Below are 18521 nucleotides of genomic sequence, written 5' to 3' on the forward strand. Positions count from 1 at the left end.
AAACATCCTTAATACACTATACCCTATTTACTTTATATACTTATTACTTATTTTACCTCCTGCATATCCACTAACCTTTTGTAAAATCCATGCTGCTCAATTAAACTGTCATGCGTTCCTCTTTCTACAATTTCGCCTTTTTGCAACACGATAATTTCATCTGCATGGCGTATAGTGCTTAAGCGATGGGCAATTACAATCGACGTACGGTTGGTCATTAAATTATTGATTGCATCCTGAACCAAACGTTCGCTTTCAGTATCTAACGATGAAGTGGCTTCATCCAGAATTAAAATGGGAGGATTTTTCAACACCGCCCTTGCAATAGTTAAGCGTTGTCTTTCACCACCACTTAATTTACTTCCCCTGTCGCCGATATTGGTATTGTAGCCTTCTTCTTTCTGAATAATGTAGTTATGTGCATTAGCTACTTTGGCTGCATGTTCAATGGCTTCGGTTGTTGCATGCTCCACACCCAGGGTAATATTATTGGCAATGGTATCATTAAATAGTATAGGCTCCTGCGTTACTATACCCATCAGGCTGCGTAATTCGTTAAGGGAATATTCTTTGATGTTGATGCCGTCAATTAATAATTCGCCGCTGCTTACATCATGAAATCTTGGTACCAGATCTGCCAATGTGCTTTTACCTGCGCCACTGCTACCTACTAAAGCCACTGTTTTTCCTTTCTCTACTTTAAGATTAATATTTTTTAAGATCACTACATCATCATAAGCAAAACCTACATTTTTAAATTCAATGGCATGGCTGAATGTGGTAATAGATTTCGGTTGTACTGCTTCTTCTACCGTAACCGGTGCCTGTAATACTTCTTCAATTCTTGCGATGGCGGCACTGCCTTTTTGCATGTTATAGAATGAAGTAGATAATGACTTTGCAGGGCTAATGATTTGCGTAAAGATGCCTATATACATAATAAACCCTGTGCCTGTTAAGCTACCTGCATTATTACCTAAAACCAATTGACCTCCAAAATAAAGTATGCCACAAAGTACCAATACACCCATGAATTCAGACAAAGGCGAAGCCAGGTCTCTCCGGTATTGCATTTTGTTTTTTATATGAAACAGATCGGTATTATTCTGAGTGAACTTATTACCGATAATTTTTTCAGCAGTAAAAGCTTTTATTACCCGTAAACCTGTCAGTGTTTCTTCCAATACTGATAATGCTTCGCCTTGTTTAATGGCAGCGTCGTTAGATTGCTTTTTCAAAGAACGGCTTATCCTGCCAATAATAAATCCAGTTACCGGCAAAAAAACTACTAAGAACAAAGACAGTTTTGGACTGATAAATATTAAAGTACCTAAGAGAATAATAATATTTAAAGGGTCTTTTATTAATCCCTCTACAGTACCAACAACCGAATTTTCCAGCTCTGCCACATCATTGGTCATACGGCTCATAATATCCCCTTTACGTTGTTCGGTAAAATAACCGATTGGCATGCGTAATATTTTTTGAAATAATTCTTCCCGTAACTTGTTCATTACACCATTACGCATGGGTGCCAGGATATAATATGACAGATAAGTAAAAAGGTTTTTCAGAAAAACGGCAATTAAAACCATAATACAAATCACTACAACTACATACATGGAGCTATGTTCTAACTTCATCTGCTGTAAATAGTAACTTATATAATCAATAAAATCTGATGACGAAGCAATATGAATTGGCTTTAAAACGGCTTTAGTTTCAGCATCAGGAGCAAAAATTATCTTGATAAAAAACGGCAGTGTCCCTATTGAAATAACCGAAAAAACGATAGATAACAAAATGAATAAAAAGTATAACCCAATATTGCCTTTATAAGCTTTAAGATAGCTGAATAACCTTGCGTATTTCTTCATTGTTTTAAAAATAACCTAAATAGCAGCAAAGTAACTAATTTTACAGCTATTAAAGCGTAAACATTATGTTAGAAGGTAAAAGGCAGAAACAGGTGGCCGGCCTGTTAAATAAGGAGTTGAGCGACATTTTTCAGCGGTTGGGCCTGAATATGATTGATGGCGGCATGGTTTCCATTGCCGGGGTAAAAATTACACCCGACCTTTTTGATGCCCGTATCTATTTAAGTTTTTTTAAAGTAAAGGATAACGATGCTGCTTTAAAGAAAATAGAAGAGCATGCCCACGAAATAAAAAAAGAATTGACCGGCCGTGTAAGGCACCAGTTAAGAAGTATGCCTAAACTTACTTTTTATATTGATGATACGCTGGAATATGCAGAGAAGATTGAAAAACTATTTAAAGATATTAACGATAAAGACAAGAAAAGTTAATAGTTGATGGTTCATAGTTCATGGTCAGTAAGCCGTATTTGGCTAAAGGGCTTTTAACTATGAACTATTAACTATGAACCATCAACTATGTATTTACAATTTGCCTGGAGATATTTTAAAGCAAAAAAAAGTGCCAATGCTATTAATATCATTGCATGGGTAACGGTGGGTGTAATTGCATTTGCCACCTGCTGCCAGGTATTGGTGTTAAGTGTATTTAATGGTTTTGAAGGATTGGTAAAATCTTTATACGCTTCTTTCTATACCGATATTAAAATCATTCCTGCAAAAGGGAAAACAATTATTCTTACACCGCAGCAATTAACACAGATTAAACAACAGTCTTTTGTGCAAAATTTTTCTTTAATAGCAGAAGAAAAAGCATTGTTGCAAAATAGTGATGGAGACGAGTCGCAAACCGTTATTTCTCTTAAAGGTGTTGATGATAATTATGGCAGTGTTAGCGGTGTGGCAGCTAAAACCAGCCAGGGTAAATTTAACACCGGCACTGTAGATGAGCCCGGCATTGTGCTTGGTGCAGGCATACAATATGCCGCCAATGTAAGTTTAAGTGCGGCTTACAAAACAGATCACCTTACGGTTATAGTACCTAAAAAAAACAGTGGCAGCGATGATCCGTTACAGTCTTTAAGCGAAGGCAACCTGGAGCCTACAGGCGTATTTACCATTCAGCAGGATTTTGATAGTAAATATGCCATTACCAATATTGGATTTGTAAAACAACAAATGGGACTGGATAGTAATGAATACACCGCAGTTGAATTAAAATTAAATAATACGGTATCTATTGATATTGCCAAGGAAAAACTAACGGCATTAATGGGCAATAATTACACCGTACAAACACTTTACCAGCAAAACATGAGTTTATACAATACCATGAAACTGGAGCGGTGGTTCATCTTTGCAGTGTTTACATTAATACTAATTGTTTCTGCCTTTACCATGATCAGCGCTTTAACCATGCTGGTGCTGGAAAAACAAAAAGACATCAGCGTATTACAAAGCATGGGTGCCAGCCGTTCGGCTATTTTAAAAATATTTTTGAGCGAAGGCTTGTTATTGGGAGGTATTGGTGCGGCTATCGGCATTGCGATGGCTACAATACTTTGCCTGGCACAATTAAAATTCAAGCTGATAAAAATGGGTGGTGGTTCTTTTTTAATAGATTATTACCCGGTAAAATTAATTGCAGGCGATTTTTTATTAGTAACGGTAACAGCTGCCGTTATTGCATTTATTGCATCCTGGTTTCCTGCACGCAAAGCAGCAGGGCAGGCTTTTGAATTAAGATAATTTTTCTCAGCCTAGCCTTTTTAAAATAGCTAAACCTTCATGCCATTCAAAATGTCCCGATGCCGAATTAATATGCCCGGCAGCACCAATATTCACCAGCTCACTACCCCAGTTATCTGCAAATAAAGTGGCTCTTGTTAAACTAACCCATACATCATCAGTACTTGCAACAACAATAGTTTTAAAATTAATTTTATCTGCAGGTATAGGAGTAAATCCTTTTGCAGGAAAAGTGTATACCGGATTTTCAACATCACTAGGTGCCACTAATAAGGCGCCTTTAATAATTCTTTTGTATTGCTTAGCCCATTGTGCAATGGTGGTGCAACCTAAACTATGGCCAATTAAAATAACGGTAGACAGATCATACCCTGTTAAGGCTTTATCAATAGTTGCAATCCAGTCGTTACAATCGGGTGCATCCCATTCTTTTTGTTCAATACGTTGAAAATTATCGCCGGTACTTTCAAAAAATGTTTGCCAGTGTTCCGGGCCTGAGTTGCCTAAACCAGGTACAATAAAATAGTTGTTCATCTTTTTGTAATTAAAAAGAGTTGATTGTAAAACAATCAACTCTCTCCTTTATGATCAAAAAATTAAAGTATTAATAATCGCCTAAAGTTTCGGGTAATTGTGCCAGTGCTTTTGCCAATTGCTCGTCGTTAGGTGCAATGCCATGCCATTCGTGGCTGCCTTCCATAAAATCGATGCCTTTACCCATGCTGGTTTTCATCAATATTACGATGGGCTTCCCTTTACCAACAAAAGATTTAGCGGTGTTCAGTCCTGCTACAACAGCATCCATATCATTACCTTCCATTTCCAGCACTTGCCAATTAAAGGCTTCAAACTTGCCTCTTAAGCTATCTAAGCCCATTATTTTTTGGGTAGGGCCGTCAATTTGCTGACCATTCCAGTCGATAGTTGCAATCAAGTTATCTACCCCTTTGTGAGCTGCAAACATGATAGCTTCCCAGTTTTGCCCTTCGTCTAATTCGCCATCGCCGTGTAAGGAGTACACAATATTATCGTCATTATTCAGCTTTTTTGCCAATGCAGCACCAATAGCCACACTCATACCTTGCCCCAGTGAGCCACTGGCAACACGTACACCCGGCAAATGCTCGTGTGTGGTAGGGTGGCCTTGCAGCCTGGAGTTCAATTTTCTGAAAGTAGCCAGTTCAGACACAGGGAAATAACCACTACGGGCCAATGCGCTGTAAAATACAGGAGAAATATGCCCGTTACTTAAAAAGAAAAGGTCTTCCCCAACGCCATCCATGCTAAATCCCGGATTGCGTTTCATAATATTAAAATACAAAGCAGTAAAGTACTCTGTACAACCTAAAGAACCACCGGGGTGGCCACTTTGTACGGCATGTACCATACGTACAATATCCCTGCGTATCTGCGATGCTATTTCTGGTAAACTGTTCATTGGAATGATTAATTTATCATTAAATAATTAAACCTTTAAAAACTATTTTCGCTGCAAACCTACTTTAAATCGATTGATAGAAAAATTAAAAAAACAACAGCAACTTAAATAGTTAATAATAAGTTTATAATTTCTTCGTTATTTCATTATAAAATCCGGGAAAAACCAATTTTCAGAAAAATATCCCGAATTAATTTATCAGGCAACTTTTTGGTTTTAAACAGCGTCTTAATAAATGTTATAAAGTATTTCCTGAAAATATTAGGTTTACTTAAAACATATTTAATACTTTTGTACCACAATGATTGCCATTAAATAATTTGAATGGAACATATCTTACTTAGTGCGTCCCTGGCTTTTTTGATAACTTTTTTTGCCATACCTATTGTAATACAGGTAGCCAAAGACAAAAAATTATTTGACGAGCCCGACGAACGTAAAGTTCACAAAACTGTGATCCCCACCTTAGGAGGCCTTGGCATTTTTGCCGGTTTTATTATCGCTACTCTAATGGGCGTTCCTTCAGGCATTACTTCAGAGTTGCAATATTTTGCCGCCGCTACCACAGTAATTTTCTTTTTGGGGCTTAAAGATGATATCCTGGTATTGTCTGCCAGTAAAAAATTTATAGGCCAGCTGGTTGCAGCCGGTATTGTTATCAAATTCGGTGGTGTTCTTTTAAATAATATGCATGGTTTTTTAGGTATTTACGAAATTCCACGTGTTGCCAGTATCGTTCTTACCATATTTACTATCATCGTTATTACTAATTCTTTTAACTTAATAGATGGTGTAGATGGCCTTGCCGGAAGCCTTGGGGTGTTAACTACATTGGTATTTGGCATTTATTTCTTCTTTGCAGGCCAGTTAACTTATGCTGTTATGGCATTGTCACTTGCCGGCAGTACTATTGCCTTTTTGATCTATAATTTCTCTCCTGCCAAAATATTTATGGGTGATACCGGTTCGCTTTTACTAGGATTGGTGAATTCCATATTGGTGATCAAATTCATTAATGTTGCAGGTAATTTTGCTGAGGGTACTACAAAATTTGCATTAGAATCTTCCCCTGCTATTGGTTTTGCTATTCTGATGATTCCATTGTTTGATACCCTGAGGGTTTTTGCTTTAAGAATATTAGATCGCCGTTCACCATTCAGCCCCGACAGGACGCATGTACACCACTTCTTATTAGATATAGGTTTTAATCACCGTATGATAACTTTTACCTGTGTAGGTGTTAATATTCTTTTCATTGCAGCGGCTTACTTCCTGCGCTTTTTAGGTCCAACTACTGTTATAGGAATTTTATTGGTATCTGCTTTTGCATTTATTGGTATTATCTATTATAACCGTCCTAAAAATAAATCGGTAGTAAACAAACAAAACGCCATTCCCAACACCAATATCATTAAGCCACGTAAGATTCTTACACTGGCGCCAGAGAGTGTGGAAGCGGATTGATTTTCACCTCCTTTTTGTTATTTCCGTTTTAAAATTATATAAACCGTGATGCAGCGATGTAAATCACGGTTCTTTTTTATAGCTTTGCAGCCACTTAATATTTCTATATGGCCGAAGGATTAGATAAAATACTCAGCGACACCGAAACCTCAATGACCAAAGCAATTAACCACCTGGAGGCAGAACTGGTTAAGATACGTGCCGGCAAAGCCAATCCTAACATGCTGGATGGTATTGTTGCCGACTACTATGGTAATCCTACCGCTATCAATCAAATAGCTAACGTTTCTGTACTGGATGCCCGTACCATTTCGGTGCAGCCCTGGGAGAAGAATATGCTACAGGTAATTGAAAGGGCTATCATCATGGCTAATATTGGCATCAACCCCCAAAACGATGGTACTGTTATCCGTTTATTTTTACCGCCGCTTACAGAAGAGAGAAGGAAGGAACTGGTAAAGCGTTGTAATGGCGAGGGGGAGCATGCAAAAGTAGCTGTACGCAATATCCGCCGGGAAAATATTGAAGCCATAAAAAAATTACAGAAAGAAGGCCTTAGCGAAGATATTTGTAAAGATGCTGAAAAAGAGGTACAGGATACTACCGATAAATTTATTGCATTAGTGGAAAAGCATTTAGCGGCAAAGGAAAAAGAGATAATGGCCGTTTAAGAAGATTTGAGATTTCGGATTTGCGATTTGAGATTTAAAAGCCTTACAGGGCTGTATATCCCATAATCAATATTAAACATTGTACATGTTATGCAATCTGCCAGGGAAACATGGTTTTTAATTTTCTCCGTTCCCTTTTATGCCATTATTATTGGTGCAGAAATTTTATTAAGTAACTGGCAACACAAAAAATTATACTCTTTAAAAGCTACACTTCAAAATGTTTACCTCACTTTGGTAAATGCAGGTCTGGATATGTTTTTGCGCTGGGCATTTTATATCAGCGTACTTAAATGGAGTTTCAACCATCATTTTTTTCAAATTGAAAATGTTTACCTCTATTGGTTTGCATTATTTATTTTAGAAGATTTTGCTTTTTATATTGAACACCGTATCGATCACTACTGCCGCATCTTTTGGGCTGTACATGTTACACATCATTCATCAGAAGAATTTAACCTTACCACCGGATTCCGCTCCTCGGTATTACAACCGGTATATCGTTTTGTATATTTTATTCCATTAGCGTTAGCGGGATTTGATCCGTTGGATATTGTGTTTATGTATTCCATCACACAAACCTATGGCATACTGGTTCATACCCAATACATCAATAAAATGCCCCGCTGGTTCGAAAGTATATTTGTAAGCCCCAGCCATCACCGGGTACATCATGCAAGCAATATTATTTACTTAGATAAGAACATGGGCATGTGCCTGATCATCTGGGATAAATTATTTGGCAGCTTCCAGGAAGAAGTGGAAAGCGAACCGGTAAAATACGGCCTTACCAAACCAGTAGACAATCATAACCACCCGGTAAAGATCATTTTTCACGAATGGCAAAATATTGGCAAAGACATCAGTAAGAAATTACCACTGGGTACACGCCTGAAATATTTGTTTATGCCCCCTGGCTGGAGTCACGATGGCAGCACTAAAACGGCAAGGGAAATGAGGCAGGGCCTATGATTGCACAGGACGGCTTGTGTAAATTTTCGTTTATTTTTGATTGAACCGACTATTTATAATGACTCCACGTTTCTTTATATTGCTTTTTGTGATCGCTGCTTTTGCCAGTTGCGATTTTAAATCTGCAGCTACTTACCTGCAGGAATCGAAGCTTGCCGGAGAAAATGGAGATTACAACCATGCCATTACTTTACTCAACAAAGCCATAGATAAAAATCCCAAATTTAAAGAAGCTTATATTCAAAGAGGATTATATTACGAGAACCTTCATCACGAAGACTCTGCTTTATATAATTATACAACTCTTTTAAGCTTTGATTCTGCAAACACTATAGCATTATACCATTCCGGGCTATGTAAATTCAAACAAAAAAAGTTTGATGAAGCAATAGCAAACTATAATAAAGCCCTGGTAATAAAAGGAATTCCCAATCCGTCTGACACCAGCCTGGTTCTTGTGCTTGCTGATGTGAATAAAAACAATGTTGCCGCAGCAGAGCCTGCATTAACTGTAAGTGCAGTGCAATTATTTTACGATCGTGGATGGGCTTATTATTCCAGCGAGCAAATTGAAAGGGCATATCATGATTTCAGAACCTGTATTGCGCAAAAATATAACCTGGATGAATGCTTTTATATGAGTGGGCTTTGCTGGCAGGCTGCTACTAAAAAGGCTTGTGATGCATTTAAAAAAGGAGCTACTTACGGCAGTATGGCCAGCAATCATAGCTTACCACTGTGCAGGTAAAATTATCCCTCCTTCCCTTTCCTGTTAGCAAAGTAAACCCCAAACAAGATCAATCCTAAACAAGCTACTTGTTTCCATCCTACTTGTTCGTGGTAAGCAATGCCCCATACAATTGCCACCAGCGGTATACCATAAGTAACCATGGAAGCAAACACAGCACCGGCACGTTTTACCAGCATATAAAAAATAATGGAAGCTATAGCAGTACCAAAAATACCCAATATGGCTGCAGCACCCGTTGACCATAAAATATCTTTATTGGTAAAATCTAAATTAAAATAACCGGTGCATGCCAATACAATTAAAGCTGGTATTGCATTAAGGGTAAGAGCAACTGCTGCTATTTGCAGAGAGCCGATGTTTTTTAAGTTGCGGTGTACCATGTTTACATTAAAGCCATAAAAAATTGTTGCCAGCACCACAAAAGAAACATACAGTAAATTCTGGCTTTCCTGCATATGGCCCTTGCTGAGCAATAATAAAATACTGCCGGTAAATGATATTAATATCCCGAAAATTTTATTGGCAGTAGTGGTACTTTTAAAAAACAGCGCTCCTGTTACAATTACAAAAATGGGCGTTAAACTATTTAAGGTACCAGCCAAAGCGCTATCAATACCGTTACTGCTTTCTGCAATGCAAAATAGATAAGCCGGTAATAAACTGCCTAACACGCCACTCATAAAAATCACAAATATTTTATCCTTAGGTATCAGCCGGATATATTTAATTGCAGTAGGTAACAAAACAATACCCGAGAAAATAATACGCAATGATGCCACCTGGTAAGCAGATAAACTTACCAATCCTTCTTTCATCAAAATAAAACTGCTGCCCCAGATAATAGAGAGCATAATGAAAATGAACCAGTTTAAAAACCCTTGTTTCAAGGCAAAAAATTTAAGCAGCAAAGGTGCAGGATTTACAACAAATTACCTGAAAACGGTTTTTCTATTCCTGATTTGGTAAACATTGTTTGCATTACTTGTAATTTTTATATAGTTTAGCCGCACCTTGTCCAATGATATTTACTTATCTTTTTAAACAAAAAAATTTACGATTATGGGATTTATCAAAGAATTTAAAGAGTTTGCAGCTACAGGAAATTTTGTAGACCTGGCTGTCGGTGTTGTAATGGGTGCAGCAGTTGGTAAAGTTGTATCTGCTTTTATTGATGGCATGGTAATGCCAGCAATTGGAATGTTAACCGGCGGGGTTGATTTCAGTAAGTTGGCAATAACGCTTAAAGATGCTGTTGCAGAAGATAAAGCAAACGGCATAAAGGCTGCCGAGGCTGTTACCGTTAAATACGGGGCATTCATTACTCAGTTTATTGAGTTTTTGATTGTAGCACTCGTTGTATTTATGGTAATTAAAGCCTTAAATAAAATGAAGAAGAAGAAAGCCGAAGCAGCTCCGGCAGGCCCATCTTCAACAGATGCGCTGTTAATGGAGATAAGAGATGCGCTGAAGAAATAATTTTCGTTTTTAAATACAACCTTAATAAAGCATTGTTTGTCTTAGTGGCAGCAATGCTTTTTTAATTAAAACAGATGAGTATGAAACAAACCTTATTAGCAGCTGCCCTTTTTGGTGCAGCTATTTCCGCAACCGCACAAGATGCTACCGTAAAAGGCTTACAAGCCTCCGCTAACAAAGAAGTAAAAAGCGCTGAAAAAGATGGCTGGAAACGTGGCGGCACTTTAATCATCAACCTTAACCAGGGCAGCCTGAGCAACTGGGCAGCCGGTGGCGAACAAAATACTTTGGGTGTAAATGGCATCTTCAATTATGGCATTAATTTCAGAAGAGGCAAAAATACCTGGGACAATTATTTTAACCTTGCCCTCGGTTTTCAAAATGCTACCAGCTATAGTAAATTCAGAAAAACGGACGACCTGATTGATGTTACCAGCAAATACGGCTACCAGGTGTCGAAAAAATGGTATGCTGCGGCATTGATCAATTTCAACAGCCAGGCATTGGAAGGTTTTGCTTATACTGATACGGTTAATACCAAGATTTCCAATTTTCTGGCGCCGGGTAAATTACTGGTTTCGCTGGGTATGGACTACAGGCCCAATGATAATTTCTCCTTATTCATCTCCCCCATAACCACCAGATGGATATTTAAAAAAGACCCTGATTTTTATGCGCTTGATAAATTTGGGGTGCCGGCTTTTAAAAAGAGTTATAACGAGATTGGAGCCTATATTACTGCCAAATACAATAAAGCACTTGCCAAATGGGCTACTTATGCAGGAAGACTGGATCTTTTCAGTAATTACAAAAGGAATCCGCAAAATGTGGACGTCTATTTTACCAACCTGCTGGCTATGAAGTTTAATAAATGGCTGGGTACCACCATCAGCCTGGATATGATCTACGATGATGATATTATTAAAAAAACGCAGTTAAAGGAAATTTTAGGCATCGGCCTTACCTTAAAATTGTAAATGAATTGTGGAATAGTTGTGGCCTTAACTTAACTAATAATTAATACATTTGCCCTCCCCGACATAATCGGGGAGTTTTTTTAATACTATAACTCAGCTACCGTGAACGCACCAAGTTACCAGATAAAATTACAGGACTTTGAAGGTCCCTTCGATCTGTTGCTCTTCTTTATTGAAAGGGATGAACTGGATATTTACAATATTCCTATTACCAAGATCACTAATGATTTCCTGGATTTCATTCACCAGGGCGAAAAGCTGAATATTGAATTGAGCAGTGAGTTTATTTTATTCATCAGTACATTGATGCGTATTAAAGCAAAAATGTTGTTGCCACGTAAAGAAGTAGATGCATTGGGTAATGAAATTGATCCAAGACAGGAATTGGTAAACAAAATTCTTGAATACAAAAAGTTTAAAGAAGCGGCTGCTCAAATGGCAGAGATGGAAGCCATACGCATGATGATCGTTAAACGTGGTAATGTACAAAGAGAAATAGCACAGATTGGTGAAGAAGCCGGCGAAGGCACCGAGATACAAGCTGTTACGTTGTTTAAATTGATGAAGGCTTTTGAAAGAGTGGTACAAAAATTACAGGAACGTAAATTTAAACCGGTGCATACCGTGGTACAATACAATTACACCATGGAAGGCAGCAGGGAATATATGATGACCATCTGCCGTACTGAAAAAACTTTGTCATTTGAAAAAATATTTGAAGCTTGTGATAACCGTATCCATGCTTTATTCCTGTTTTTAAATATGCTGGAAATGGCGCAGGGCCGTTATATTACATTACTAATTGGCGAAGGAAGAAATAATTTTATAGTGGAGTGGAATGAAAACCGGGAAGAAGAAGTGGTAGGGCTTTTACCTGATGATAACCCCACACAATGGAACTAAAATAATTATCCCCTTTTAAATAAGGGGATTTTTTTTGCCACAGATTGCACAAATTACACAGGCAGCCCAATGCATTTTAATAATAGATATTAAGCAAGATCGGATCTTCTGCCTTGTCAATATAAGTTTTCAATTGTGCTAAAAATGCCGGTGCTACAGTGGGGCAGCCCCAGCTTTCACAAATACCCGATGGTGCTATTTCTTCGTTGGGTACGCAGGAGTGAGAATGTAATACTACAAAACGATCAAAGGCTTTGCTGTTGGTATTATCCAATCCATATAATTTAAAAGCCAGTCCGAATTTACCGGTGTACGAACCGCCGATTTTATACTTACCCAGTGAAGTACATAAGCTGTTAGCTTCGTTAGAAAATTGTACTTCGCTGCTCTGCACCCTGCCGCTGCCATGTGTTACTAATCCGGATAGTTCAATAGAATCCTTTTGCAGGTTATAAACAAAGAAACGTTTCTTGCCTGATTCGATCTTCATGTCTACCATAAAGCAATACACAGTGTTGTACTCGTGTGCTTTGGCATAAGCAGCAATAATTTCAGCTTTTTGTTTTAACCTTAGCAACGCAGTTTTACCCGTTTCATCTTTCTTTGGTTTAAAAGTTGTTTTTGCAGCCAGGTGACCAGGCTTGGGTTTGTACCAAAGAAAATAAGCTAATGCAGAAATGCTGGCCAGCAGTAAAAGCACTGTTGCTGTAAGTTTCATAAAAAATTTCATGGAGATGTGTTTGGCTGAGATGCCTAACGCATATATTTCCACAAAAATATTTAATAGGGTGTTAAAGAAAATAAAAAAAGCAACTGCGAAAACAGTTGCTTTTTTTATTTTAAAATCATTGATTTTTTATCAGGTAAAATATGACGTTTAAGAAGCAATTTTACTTCACCAGTTGCGCTACACTTACACTACTCATCTCCCGCAGCACTTCTGCAATACCATTGGCATCAATACCAATTTCATCATACAATTGCTTGGGAGAACCATGCTCTACCAACCTATCTGGAATACCTAATATTTTTACATCTGCTTTATAACCATGTGCATTCATAAATTCCAGCACCGCCGTTCCAAATCCACCTACTACGGTACCATCTTCTATGGTGATTATTTTATCAAATTTTGCAAACACTTCATGCAGCATGGCTTCATCCAATGGTTTTGCAAAACGCATATCATAGTGTGCAGGATTAATGCCGTCTGCTTTTACATCACGTATGGCTGCAGCTGCAAAATTTCCCGGATGACCGAAAGAAAGAATGGCAATGTTCTCGCCGTCTTTTAATTTGCGCCCTTTACCAATCTGAATTTCTTCAAAAGGATATTTATCAGCCATCGTATCCTTTTGCAGATCCGGCATCACACCCTCTCCTCTCGGATACCGGATTACAATGGGAAGATTAAGTGAATCCAATTGTGAAGTATACATCATGTTACGCAATTCCCTTTCATTCATTGGCGCACTTACAATAAGGTTGGGTATACAACGCATAAAAGCAATATCATAACAACCATGATGTGTAGGTCCGTCTTCACCTACAAGCCCGGCTCTGTCTAAACAAAATACTACAGGTAATTTTTGAATAGCCACATCATGTACTACCATATCGTATGCTCTTTGCATAAAGGAAGAATAGATATTGCAAAACACCTTCATCCCTTGCGTAGCCATACCTGCACTCACTGTTACTGCATGTTGTTCTGCAATGCCCACATCAAATGCACGGTCGGGCATTTTTTCCATCATGTATTTTAAAGAGGAGCCGCTGGGCATTGCCGGAGTGATACCAAATATTTTTTTATTTTTTTCTGCCAGTTCAATCATCGTGTACCCGAAAACGTCCTGGTATTTCATCGGCTGCGGCAGATCGAATTTTTTCTTTTGAATTTCTCCCGTCACTTTATCAAACAAACCCGGCGCATGCCAAAGGGTTTGATCTTTTTCTGCTAAATCGTATCCTTTCCCTTTTACTGTTACAATATGTAAAATTTTAGGGCCGGGAATATTTTTCAGATCCTGTAAAGTATCCACCAGCTTGGTGATATTATGTCCGTCGATAGGACCAAAATAACGCAGCTTTAAAGATTCAAATAAATTAGCCTTACTATTCACCATACCTTTTACCCCTTCGGTAAGTTTATGCGCCATGCTGCGGCTGAAACTTTTTCCCACCGGTAGCTTGCCCAGCAAATTCCACACTTCGTCTTTTACTTTATTATAAGTTTGAGAAGTGGTGATATCGGTAAGGTATTCTTTTAACGCACCCACATTTGGATCGATACTCATGCAGTTATCGTTTAAGATCACCAGCATGTCTGCATCTGCAACACCTGCATGGTTCATCGCTTCAAAAGCCAACCCTGCAGTCATAGCACCATCGCCAATTACGGCAATGCTTTTTCTTTTTTCGCCTTTGTATTTAGCAGCCATTGCCATACCCAATGCCGCACTTATTGATGTGGAAGAATGCCCCACGCCAAAAGTATCATATTCACTCTCGCTGCGTTTTGGAAAACCGCTAAGTCCTTTGTATTTTCTGTTAGAAGGGAAATTATCTCTGCGGCCGGTTAATATTTTATGGCCATAAGCCTGGTGGCCCACATCCCAAACCAATTGATCGTAAGGGGTATTGTATACATAATGCAGGGCAACGCTTAACTCCACCACGCCCAGGCTGGCACCAAAGTGGCCACCGTGAACACTCACAATATCAACGATATATTGCCTCAGTTCTTCGCAAACCTGGTGCAATTCTTCCCTGCTGAGTTTTTTTAAATCAGCCGGACTGTCGATAGTTTTCAGTAATGTACCGGGAGTTAGCTCCATTCTGTAAGATTTATTGGGCAAAGTTATGTTTTTTAAAAATTGTATGCCTTTAAATAAACGTTTTTTTAACTATAAAGTTGTGGATTTCCTTTAATTTTAAAAAAAACAGAATACCCAGCTAAAATTTCGTCTGCGCCAATCAATTTTACGCAGTAACTTCTTCCCGATTAAAACTTGTGCTTTTGAAATTTCCCTTTTACATAACCATTGGATCTACCCAAATTTTATGGCATACTATTTTTGAAACAATGGGGCTTTTTCTGGGTTTTCGCTATTTTATTTTTTTAAGAAAAAAACAAACTGACCCTATCATCTCTTCTAACAGGATATGGATACTTATTGGTGCTATTTTCGGTGCTTTAATCGGCAGCAGAATTATTGGTGCGTTGGAGAACCCGGAACAGTTACAATCTTCTAAAAACGCCCTGCTATATATCTATAGCAACAAAACAGTGGTGGGTGGTTTTTTAGGTGGCTTATTTGGAGTTGAATCAGTGAAGAAAATAATTCATGAAAAAAAATCTTCCGGTGACCTTTTTACTTACCCAATGATATTGGGCCTGGTAATAGGCAGAATAGGATGTTTTAGCATGGGAGTGTATGAAGAAACCTATGGCAACAGCACCAGTTTTATTATGGGTATGAATTTAGGTGACAATGTATTACGCCATCCGGTTACTTTATATGAAATTGCTTTTCTCCTGTTGCTTTGGGTGACCCTGTTAGTTTTTGAAAGAAAATATGTTTTAGAAAATGGTGCCAGATTTAAATTATTTATGATCGCTTATATTTCATTTCGTTTTTTACTGGATTTTATAAAACCGCATTACAATATAATAACGGGGTTATCTACAATACAAATAACCTGCTTAGCGGGCTTATTGTATTATTTAAACACCATACTGCATCCGCAAAATCTTATTAATCAAAAAATAAAAATAAATGCCTGAAAGACCCTACACTTACTACGACTTTACCCTTAGCATCTGCAGCACCTGCCTGCAACGTGTAGATGCAAAAATTGTATTTGAGGATGGTAATGTTTTTATGCTTAAAAATTGTGCACAACATGGTTTTGAAAAAGTATTGATAGCTACTGATATTGATTACTATAAAAATATACGTAACTACAATAAACCTTCGGAGACACCACTACAATTTAATACCAAAACACATTATGGCTGTCCGTATGACTGTGGCTTATGCCAGGACCATGAACAACATAGTTGCTTAACCGTAATAGAAATTACAGACCGTTGCAATTTAACCTGCCCCACCTGTTATGCGATGAGCAGTCCGCATTATGGCAGGCACAGAACTATTGAGGAAGTGGAAAAAATGTTCGACATCATTGTTGCCAATGAAGGAGAGCCGGATGTAGTGCAGATAAGCGGAGGTGAGCCTACCATTCACCCTGATTTTTTTGCCATCCTCGATATAGCCAAAACAAAACCTATTAAACATTTAATGGTGAACACCAATGGCATTCGCATTGCAAAGGATTTTGAGTTTGCAAAGCAACTGGCCAGCTATGCTCCCGATTTTGAGATCTATTTACAGTTTGATTCTTTTAAACCACATGCGCTGGAACAATTACGGGGAAAGGATTTGAGTGATGTTCGCATGAAAGCTCTTGAGCACCTGAATGCATTAAACCTTTCCACTACATTAGTTGTCACTTTGCAAAAAGGGCTAAACGATGATGAGATCGGAAAAATAATTGAATTTGCATTGCAACAAAAATGTGTTCGTGGTGTAACTTTTCAACCTACACAGGTTGCCGGCAGGTTAGATAATTTTAATACCGCAACAGACAGGCTAACGTTAACTGAAGTACGACAAAATATTTTAGACCAAACAAATATTTTCAACAAGAACGATATTATTCCTGTTCCCTGCAATCCTGATGCTTTGGCAATGGCATATGCATTAAAAGTAAATGGGCAGGTTTTTCCTATGACAAGATATGTTGACCCTGCATTTCTTTTAGATAAATCAAGAAACACTATTGTTTACGAACAGGATAGTTTTTTACATGAACAACTCATCAATATTTTCAGTACCGGCATTTCGGTAGATAAGGTTACCGAAAATTTTAACCAGTTACTTTGTTGTTTACCCAATATACAGGCACCCGGGCTAAGTTATGATAATTTGTTCAGGATCATAATTATGCGGTTTATTGATGCGTATGATTTTGATGTGAGAGCGATCAAAAAAAGCTGCGTGCATATCGTTCACAAAAACGGTAATATAATCCCATTTGAAACGATGAATTTATTTTACAGGGATGATAAAGAAGAATATTTAAACGAACTCCGGGCTAAAAAAATTGCCTTCAATTAAAACATGTATTATGGAAAAATATAAAAACGTAATTATAGTAAATGCTATTGTGTTTGTAGTCTTAGGATTGTTGATGGCTACGTCGGGCATGATACTTGTTGGGGCACTTGGCGTATTGCAGGGTAGCATTAACCTGATTTGTGCATTAATAGTTGCGGTACCAGGAGAAAAAAAACATCTAGTTCAGGGCTATTTAATTTGCGGTGGTGTATTGTTGCTGATTGGTTTTTCTTTATGCAGCACTTTCCCTTTAAGTTTTCATTAATTGCCTGGTCATATTTTATTCATCAAATTTAAAATCAGGTCCGGGTCAGGGCAATTAGCCAGGTATTTATCTTTTTCTTTTTCAGCACACACTCCCGGGTAATCTCCCTTGTACAAACGTATGTCGCTGATAATCTGAAAGTGCAGGTGCGGTGGCCAGTTGCCATTATCTTTTGGCTCGCCAAAATGTGCCAGCAGTTCGCCCCTGCTGATGAATTTTCCTTCTTTCAGGTGTTGAATATCGGCAAGGCTCAGATGACCATATAAAGTATAAAACACAATGGTATCTAACTGGTGTTGCAAGATGATCGTTGCACCATAATCTCCAAAATTATTATTGAAAGCAAAACTGTGTACAGTACCGCCAACAGGTACATATATTTTGGTACCGGCATCACCCCATATATCGGTACCAATATGCAGGCGGCGGGGTTCTTCTGTTATTGGTTTTTCTATACCATATTTTTTTTCTTCGTCAAAAAGTAAACTGCGCTTGTACATATCCCGCAATTCGGCATAGCCACCAATTAAAAATTTAGCGCCTTGTTCTTTTCGTTTGGCATCAATCCAGGCAGAAAAACTTTTGGTATTGCTGTAAATTTCTTCTGTAAGTTCTGTATTGGATTTTGACAAATTAATGTGGGCAATTTTTTCTGTTGCTGCATTAAAATCTACTACCGCACGAAAGCCGGACTGATTTTTTTGCAAAACATTTTCCAATACACTTTTCATTTATTGAAGGTAGTGAAATGTAAATTAAAACTTAGCAGATGTTTGGCCTGGTTGTAATGCTTAGC

The 18521-nt window shown here is 38.0% G+C and carries 19 protein-coding genes; 12 read left to right on the forward strand and 7 right to left on the reverse strand.

Annotation, left to right across the window (positions count from 1 at the left end; translation table 11 throughout):
* Positions 1-47 precede the first annotated feature (47 nt).
* A complete protein-coding gene (locus ACQ334_RS08485; protein ID WP_430987760.1) occupies positions 48-1877 on the reverse strand; it encodes an ABC transporter ATP-binding protein in 1830 nt (609 codons plus the stop codon).
* A gap of 65 nt (positions 1878-1942) precedes the next feature.
* On the opposite strand from ACQ334_RS08485, the gene rbfA reads away from it, so the two are divergent.
* Positions 1943-2308, forward strand: a complete 366-nt coding sequence (gene rbfA, locus ACQ334_RS08490; protein ID WP_430987761.1) for a 30S ribosome-binding factor RbfA — start codon at positions 1943-1945, stop codon at positions 2306-2308.
* Between the two features lie 87 nt (positions 2309-2395).
* Entirely contained in the window at positions 2396-3625 is a 1230-nt protein-coding gene (locus tag ACQ334_RS08495) for an FtsX-like permease family protein (protein WP_430987762.1), read from the forward strand.
* Positions 3626-3631: 6 nt separating this feature from the next.
* Here the strand turns inward: ACQ334_RS08495 and ACQ334_RS08500 are convergent, their stop codons facing one another.
* Together ACQ334_RS08500 and ACQ334_RS08505 are read right to left on the reverse strand one after the other, a co-directional pair.
* Complete coding sequence (locus ACQ334_RS08500) at positions 3632-4159, reverse strand: RBBP9/YdeN family alpha/beta hydrolase (RefSeq protein WP_430987763.1); 528 nt, start codon at positions 4157-4159, stop codon at positions 3632-3634.
* Between the two features lie 70 nt (positions 4160-4229).
* Positions 4230-5063, reverse strand: a complete 834-nt coding sequence (locus ACQ334_RS08505; RefSeq protein ID WP_430987764.1) for a transketolase — start codon at positions 5061-5063, stop codon at positions 4230-4232.
* 324 nt (positions 5064-5387) lie between these two features.
* Between ACQ334_RS08505 and ACQ334_RS08510 the strand changes: the two genes are divergently transcribed.
* The 4 genes from ACQ334_RS08510 to ACQ334_RS08525 all read left to right on the forward strand — a co-directional run bounded on the left by ACQ334_RS08510 (position 5388) and on the right by ACQ334_RS08525 (position 8918).
* Positions 5388-6527 carry a glycosyltransferase family 4 protein gene (locus ACQ334_RS08510; protein ID WP_430987765.1) on the forward strand — a complete coding sequence of 380 codons (1140 nt, stop codon included), beginning with the start codon at positions 5388-5390 and terminating at the stop codon, positions 6525-6527.
* Positions 6528-6634: 107 nt separating this feature from the next.
* Positions 6635-7198 carry a ribosome recycling factor gene (gene frr, locus ACQ334_RS08515; RefSeq protein ID WP_430987766.1) on the forward strand — a complete coding sequence of 188 codons (564 nt, stop codon included), beginning with the start codon at positions 6635-6637 and terminating at the stop codon, positions 7196-7198.
* Positions 7199-7288: 90 nt separating this feature from the next.
* The gene (locus ACQ334_RS08520; protein ID WP_430987767.1) at positions 7289-8170 is read left to right on the forward strand and encodes a sterol desaturase family protein; all 882 of its coding nucleotides are present in this window, start codon (positions 7289-7291) and stop codon (positions 8168-8170) included.
* Positions 8171-8228: 58 nt separating this feature from the next.
* A complete protein-coding gene (locus ACQ334_RS08525; RefSeq protein WP_430987768.1) occupies positions 8229-8918 on the forward strand; it encodes a tetratricopeptide repeat protein in 690 nt (229 codons plus the stop codon).
* Between the two features lie 2 nt (positions 8919-8920).
* Here ACQ334_RS08525 and ACQ334_RS08530 read toward each other — a convergent pair whose 3' ends face one another.
* A complete protein-coding gene (locus tag ACQ334_RS08530; RefSeq protein WP_430987769.1) occupies positions 8921-9772 on the reverse strand; it encodes a DMT family transporter in 852 nt (283 codons plus the stop codon).
* A 208-nt stretch (positions 9773-9980) separates the two neighbouring features.
* On the opposite strand from ACQ334_RS08530, the gene mscL reads away from it, so the two are divergent.
* From mscL to ACQ334_RS08545, 3 genes are all read left to right on the forward strand, one after another.
* Positions 9981-10397: a large-conductance mechanosensitive channel protein MscL gene (gene mscL / locus ACQ334_RS08535; protein ID WP_430987770.1), complete on the forward strand. Its 417-nt coding sequence runs from the start codon at positions 9981-9983 to the stop codon at positions 10395-10397.
* An 80-nt stretch (positions 10398-10477) separates the two neighbouring features.
* Positions 10478-11374: a DUF3078 domain-containing protein gene (locus tag ACQ334_RS08540; RefSeq protein WP_430987771.1), complete on the forward strand. Its 897-nt coding sequence runs from the start codon at positions 10478-10480 to the stop codon at positions 11372-11374.
* Positions 11375-11476: 102 nt separating this feature from the next.
* Positions 11477-12277, forward strand: a complete 801-nt coding sequence (locus ACQ334_RS08545) for a segregation and condensation protein A (RefSeq protein WP_430987772.1) — start codon at positions 11477-11479, stop codon at positions 12275-12277.
* A gap of 76 nt (positions 12278-12353) precedes the next feature.
* On the opposite strand, the gene ACQ334_RS08550 is transcribed toward ACQ334_RS08545, so the two are convergent.
* Positions 12354-13007 carry a murein L,D-transpeptidase catalytic domain-containing protein gene (locus ACQ334_RS08550; RefSeq protein ID WP_430987773.1) on the reverse strand — a complete coding sequence of 218 codons (654 nt, stop codon included), beginning with the start codon at positions 13005-13007 and terminating at the stop codon, positions 12354-12356.
* Between the two features lie 160 nt (positions 13008-13167).
* Complete coding sequence (gene dxs / locus ACQ334_RS08555) at positions 13168-15114, reverse strand: 1-deoxy-D-xylulose-5-phosphate synthase (RefSeq protein WP_430987774.1); 1947 nt, start codon at positions 15112-15114, stop codon at positions 13168-13170.
* Between the two features lie 176 nt (positions 15115-15290).
* Here dxs and ACQ334_RS08560 point away from each other — a divergent pair, with 176 nt between their 5' ends.
* Genes ACQ334_RS08560 through ACQ334_RS08570 form a run of 3 tightly spaced genes read left to right on the forward strand, consistent with a single transcriptional unit; the run spans position 15291 to position 17725 of the window.
* A complete protein-coding gene (locus ACQ334_RS08560) occupies positions 15291-16064 on the forward strand; it encodes a prolipoprotein diacylglyceryl transferase family protein (protein WP_430987775.1) in 774 nt (257 codons plus the stop codon).
* Positions 16057-17460 (forward strand): radical SAM protein, encoded by a 1404-nt coding sequence (locus tag ACQ334_RS08565; protein ID WP_430987776.1) that lies wholly within the window; start codon positions 16057-16059, stop codon positions 17458-17460. Before ACQ334_RS08560 ends, ACQ334_RS08565 begins: the two co-directional genes overlap by 8 nt.
* A gap of 10 nt (positions 17461-17470) precedes the next feature.
* Positions 17471-17725 carry a hypothetical protein gene (locus tag ACQ334_RS08570; RefSeq protein ID WP_430987777.1) on the forward strand — a complete coding sequence of 85 codons (255 nt, stop codon included), beginning with the start codon at positions 17471-17473 and terminating at the stop codon, positions 17723-17725.
* Between the two features lie 8 nt (positions 17726-17733).
* Here ACQ334_RS08570 and ACQ334_RS08575 read toward each other — a convergent pair whose 3' ends face one another.
* Positions 17734-18456, reverse strand: coding sequence for a peptidoglycan DD-metalloendopeptidase family protein (locus tag ACQ334_RS08575; RefSeq protein WP_430987778.1), 723 nt, complete (start codon positions 18454-18456; stop codon positions 17734-17736).
* Positions 18457-18521 lie beyond the last annotated feature (65 nt).

Source organism: Ferruginibacter sp. SUN106 (assembly GCF_050611765.1).
Taxonomy (GTDB): domain Bacteria; phylum Bacteroidota; class Bacteroidia; order Chitinophagales; family Chitinophagaceae; genus Ferruginibacter.

Coding starts and splice junctions, on each gene's coding strand:
- ACQ334_RS08485 (WP_430987760.1), bottom strand. CDS start 1,877: ATGAAGAAATACGCAAGGTTATTCAGCTATCTTAAAGCTTATAAAGGC.
- rbfA (WP_430987761.1), top strand. CDS start 1,943: ATGTTAGAAGGTAAAAGGCAGAAACAGGTGGCCGGCCTGTTAAATAAG.
- ACQ334_RS08495 (WP_430987762.1), top strand. CDS start 2,396: ATGTATTTACAATTTGCCTGGAGATATTTTAAAGCAAAAAAAAGTGCC.
- ACQ334_RS08500 (WP_430987763.1), bottom strand. CDS start 4,159: ATGAACAACTATTTTATTGTACCTGGTTTAGGCAACTCAGGCCCGGAA.
- ACQ334_RS08505 (WP_430987764.1), bottom strand. CDS start 5,063: ATGAACAGTTTACCAGAAATAGCATCGCAGATACGCAGGGATATTGTA.
- ACQ334_RS08510 (WP_430987765.1), top strand. CDS start 5,388: ATGGAACATATCTTACTTAGTGCGTCCCTGGCTTTTTTGATAACTTTT.
- frr (WP_430987766.1), top strand. CDS start 6,635: ATGGCCGAAGGATTAGATAAAATACTCAGCGACACCGAAACCTCAATG.
- ACQ334_RS08520 (WP_430987767.1), top strand. CDS start 7,289: ATGCAATCTGCCAGGGAAACATGGTTTTTAATTTTCTCCGTTCCCTTT.
- ACQ334_RS08525 (WP_430987768.1), top strand. CDS start 8,229: ATGACTCCACGTTTCTTTATATTGCTTTTTGTGATCGCTGCTTTTGCC.
- ACQ334_RS08530 (WP_430987769.1), bottom strand. CDS start 9,772: ATGCTCTCTATTATCTGGGGCAGCAGTTTTATTTTGATGAAAGAAGGA.
- mscL (WP_430987770.1), top strand. CDS start 9,981: ATGGGATTTATCAAAGAATTTAAAGAGTTTGCAGCTACAGGAAATTTT.
- ACQ334_RS08540 (WP_430987771.1), top strand. CDS start 10,478: ATGAAACAAACCTTATTAGCAGCTGCCCTTTTTGGTGCAGCTATTTCC.
- ACQ334_RS08550 (WP_430987773.1), bottom strand. CDS start 13,007: ATGAAATTTTTTATGAAACTTACAGCAACAGTGCTTTTACTGCTGGCC.
- dxs (WP_430987774.1), bottom strand. CDS start 15,114: ATGGAGCTAACTCCCGGTACATTACTGAAAACTATCGACAGTCCGGCT.
- ACQ334_RS08565 (WP_430987776.1), top strand. CDS start 16,057: ATGCCTGAAAGACCCTACACTTACTACGACTTTACCCTTAGCATCTGC.
- ACQ334_RS08570 (WP_430987777.1), top strand. CDS start 17,471: ATGGAAAAATATAAAAACGTAATTATAGTAAATGCTATTGTGTTTGTA.
- ACQ334_RS08575 (WP_430987778.1), bottom strand. CDS start 18,456: ATGAAAAGTGTATTGGAAAATGTTTTGCAAAAAAATCAGTCCGGCTTT.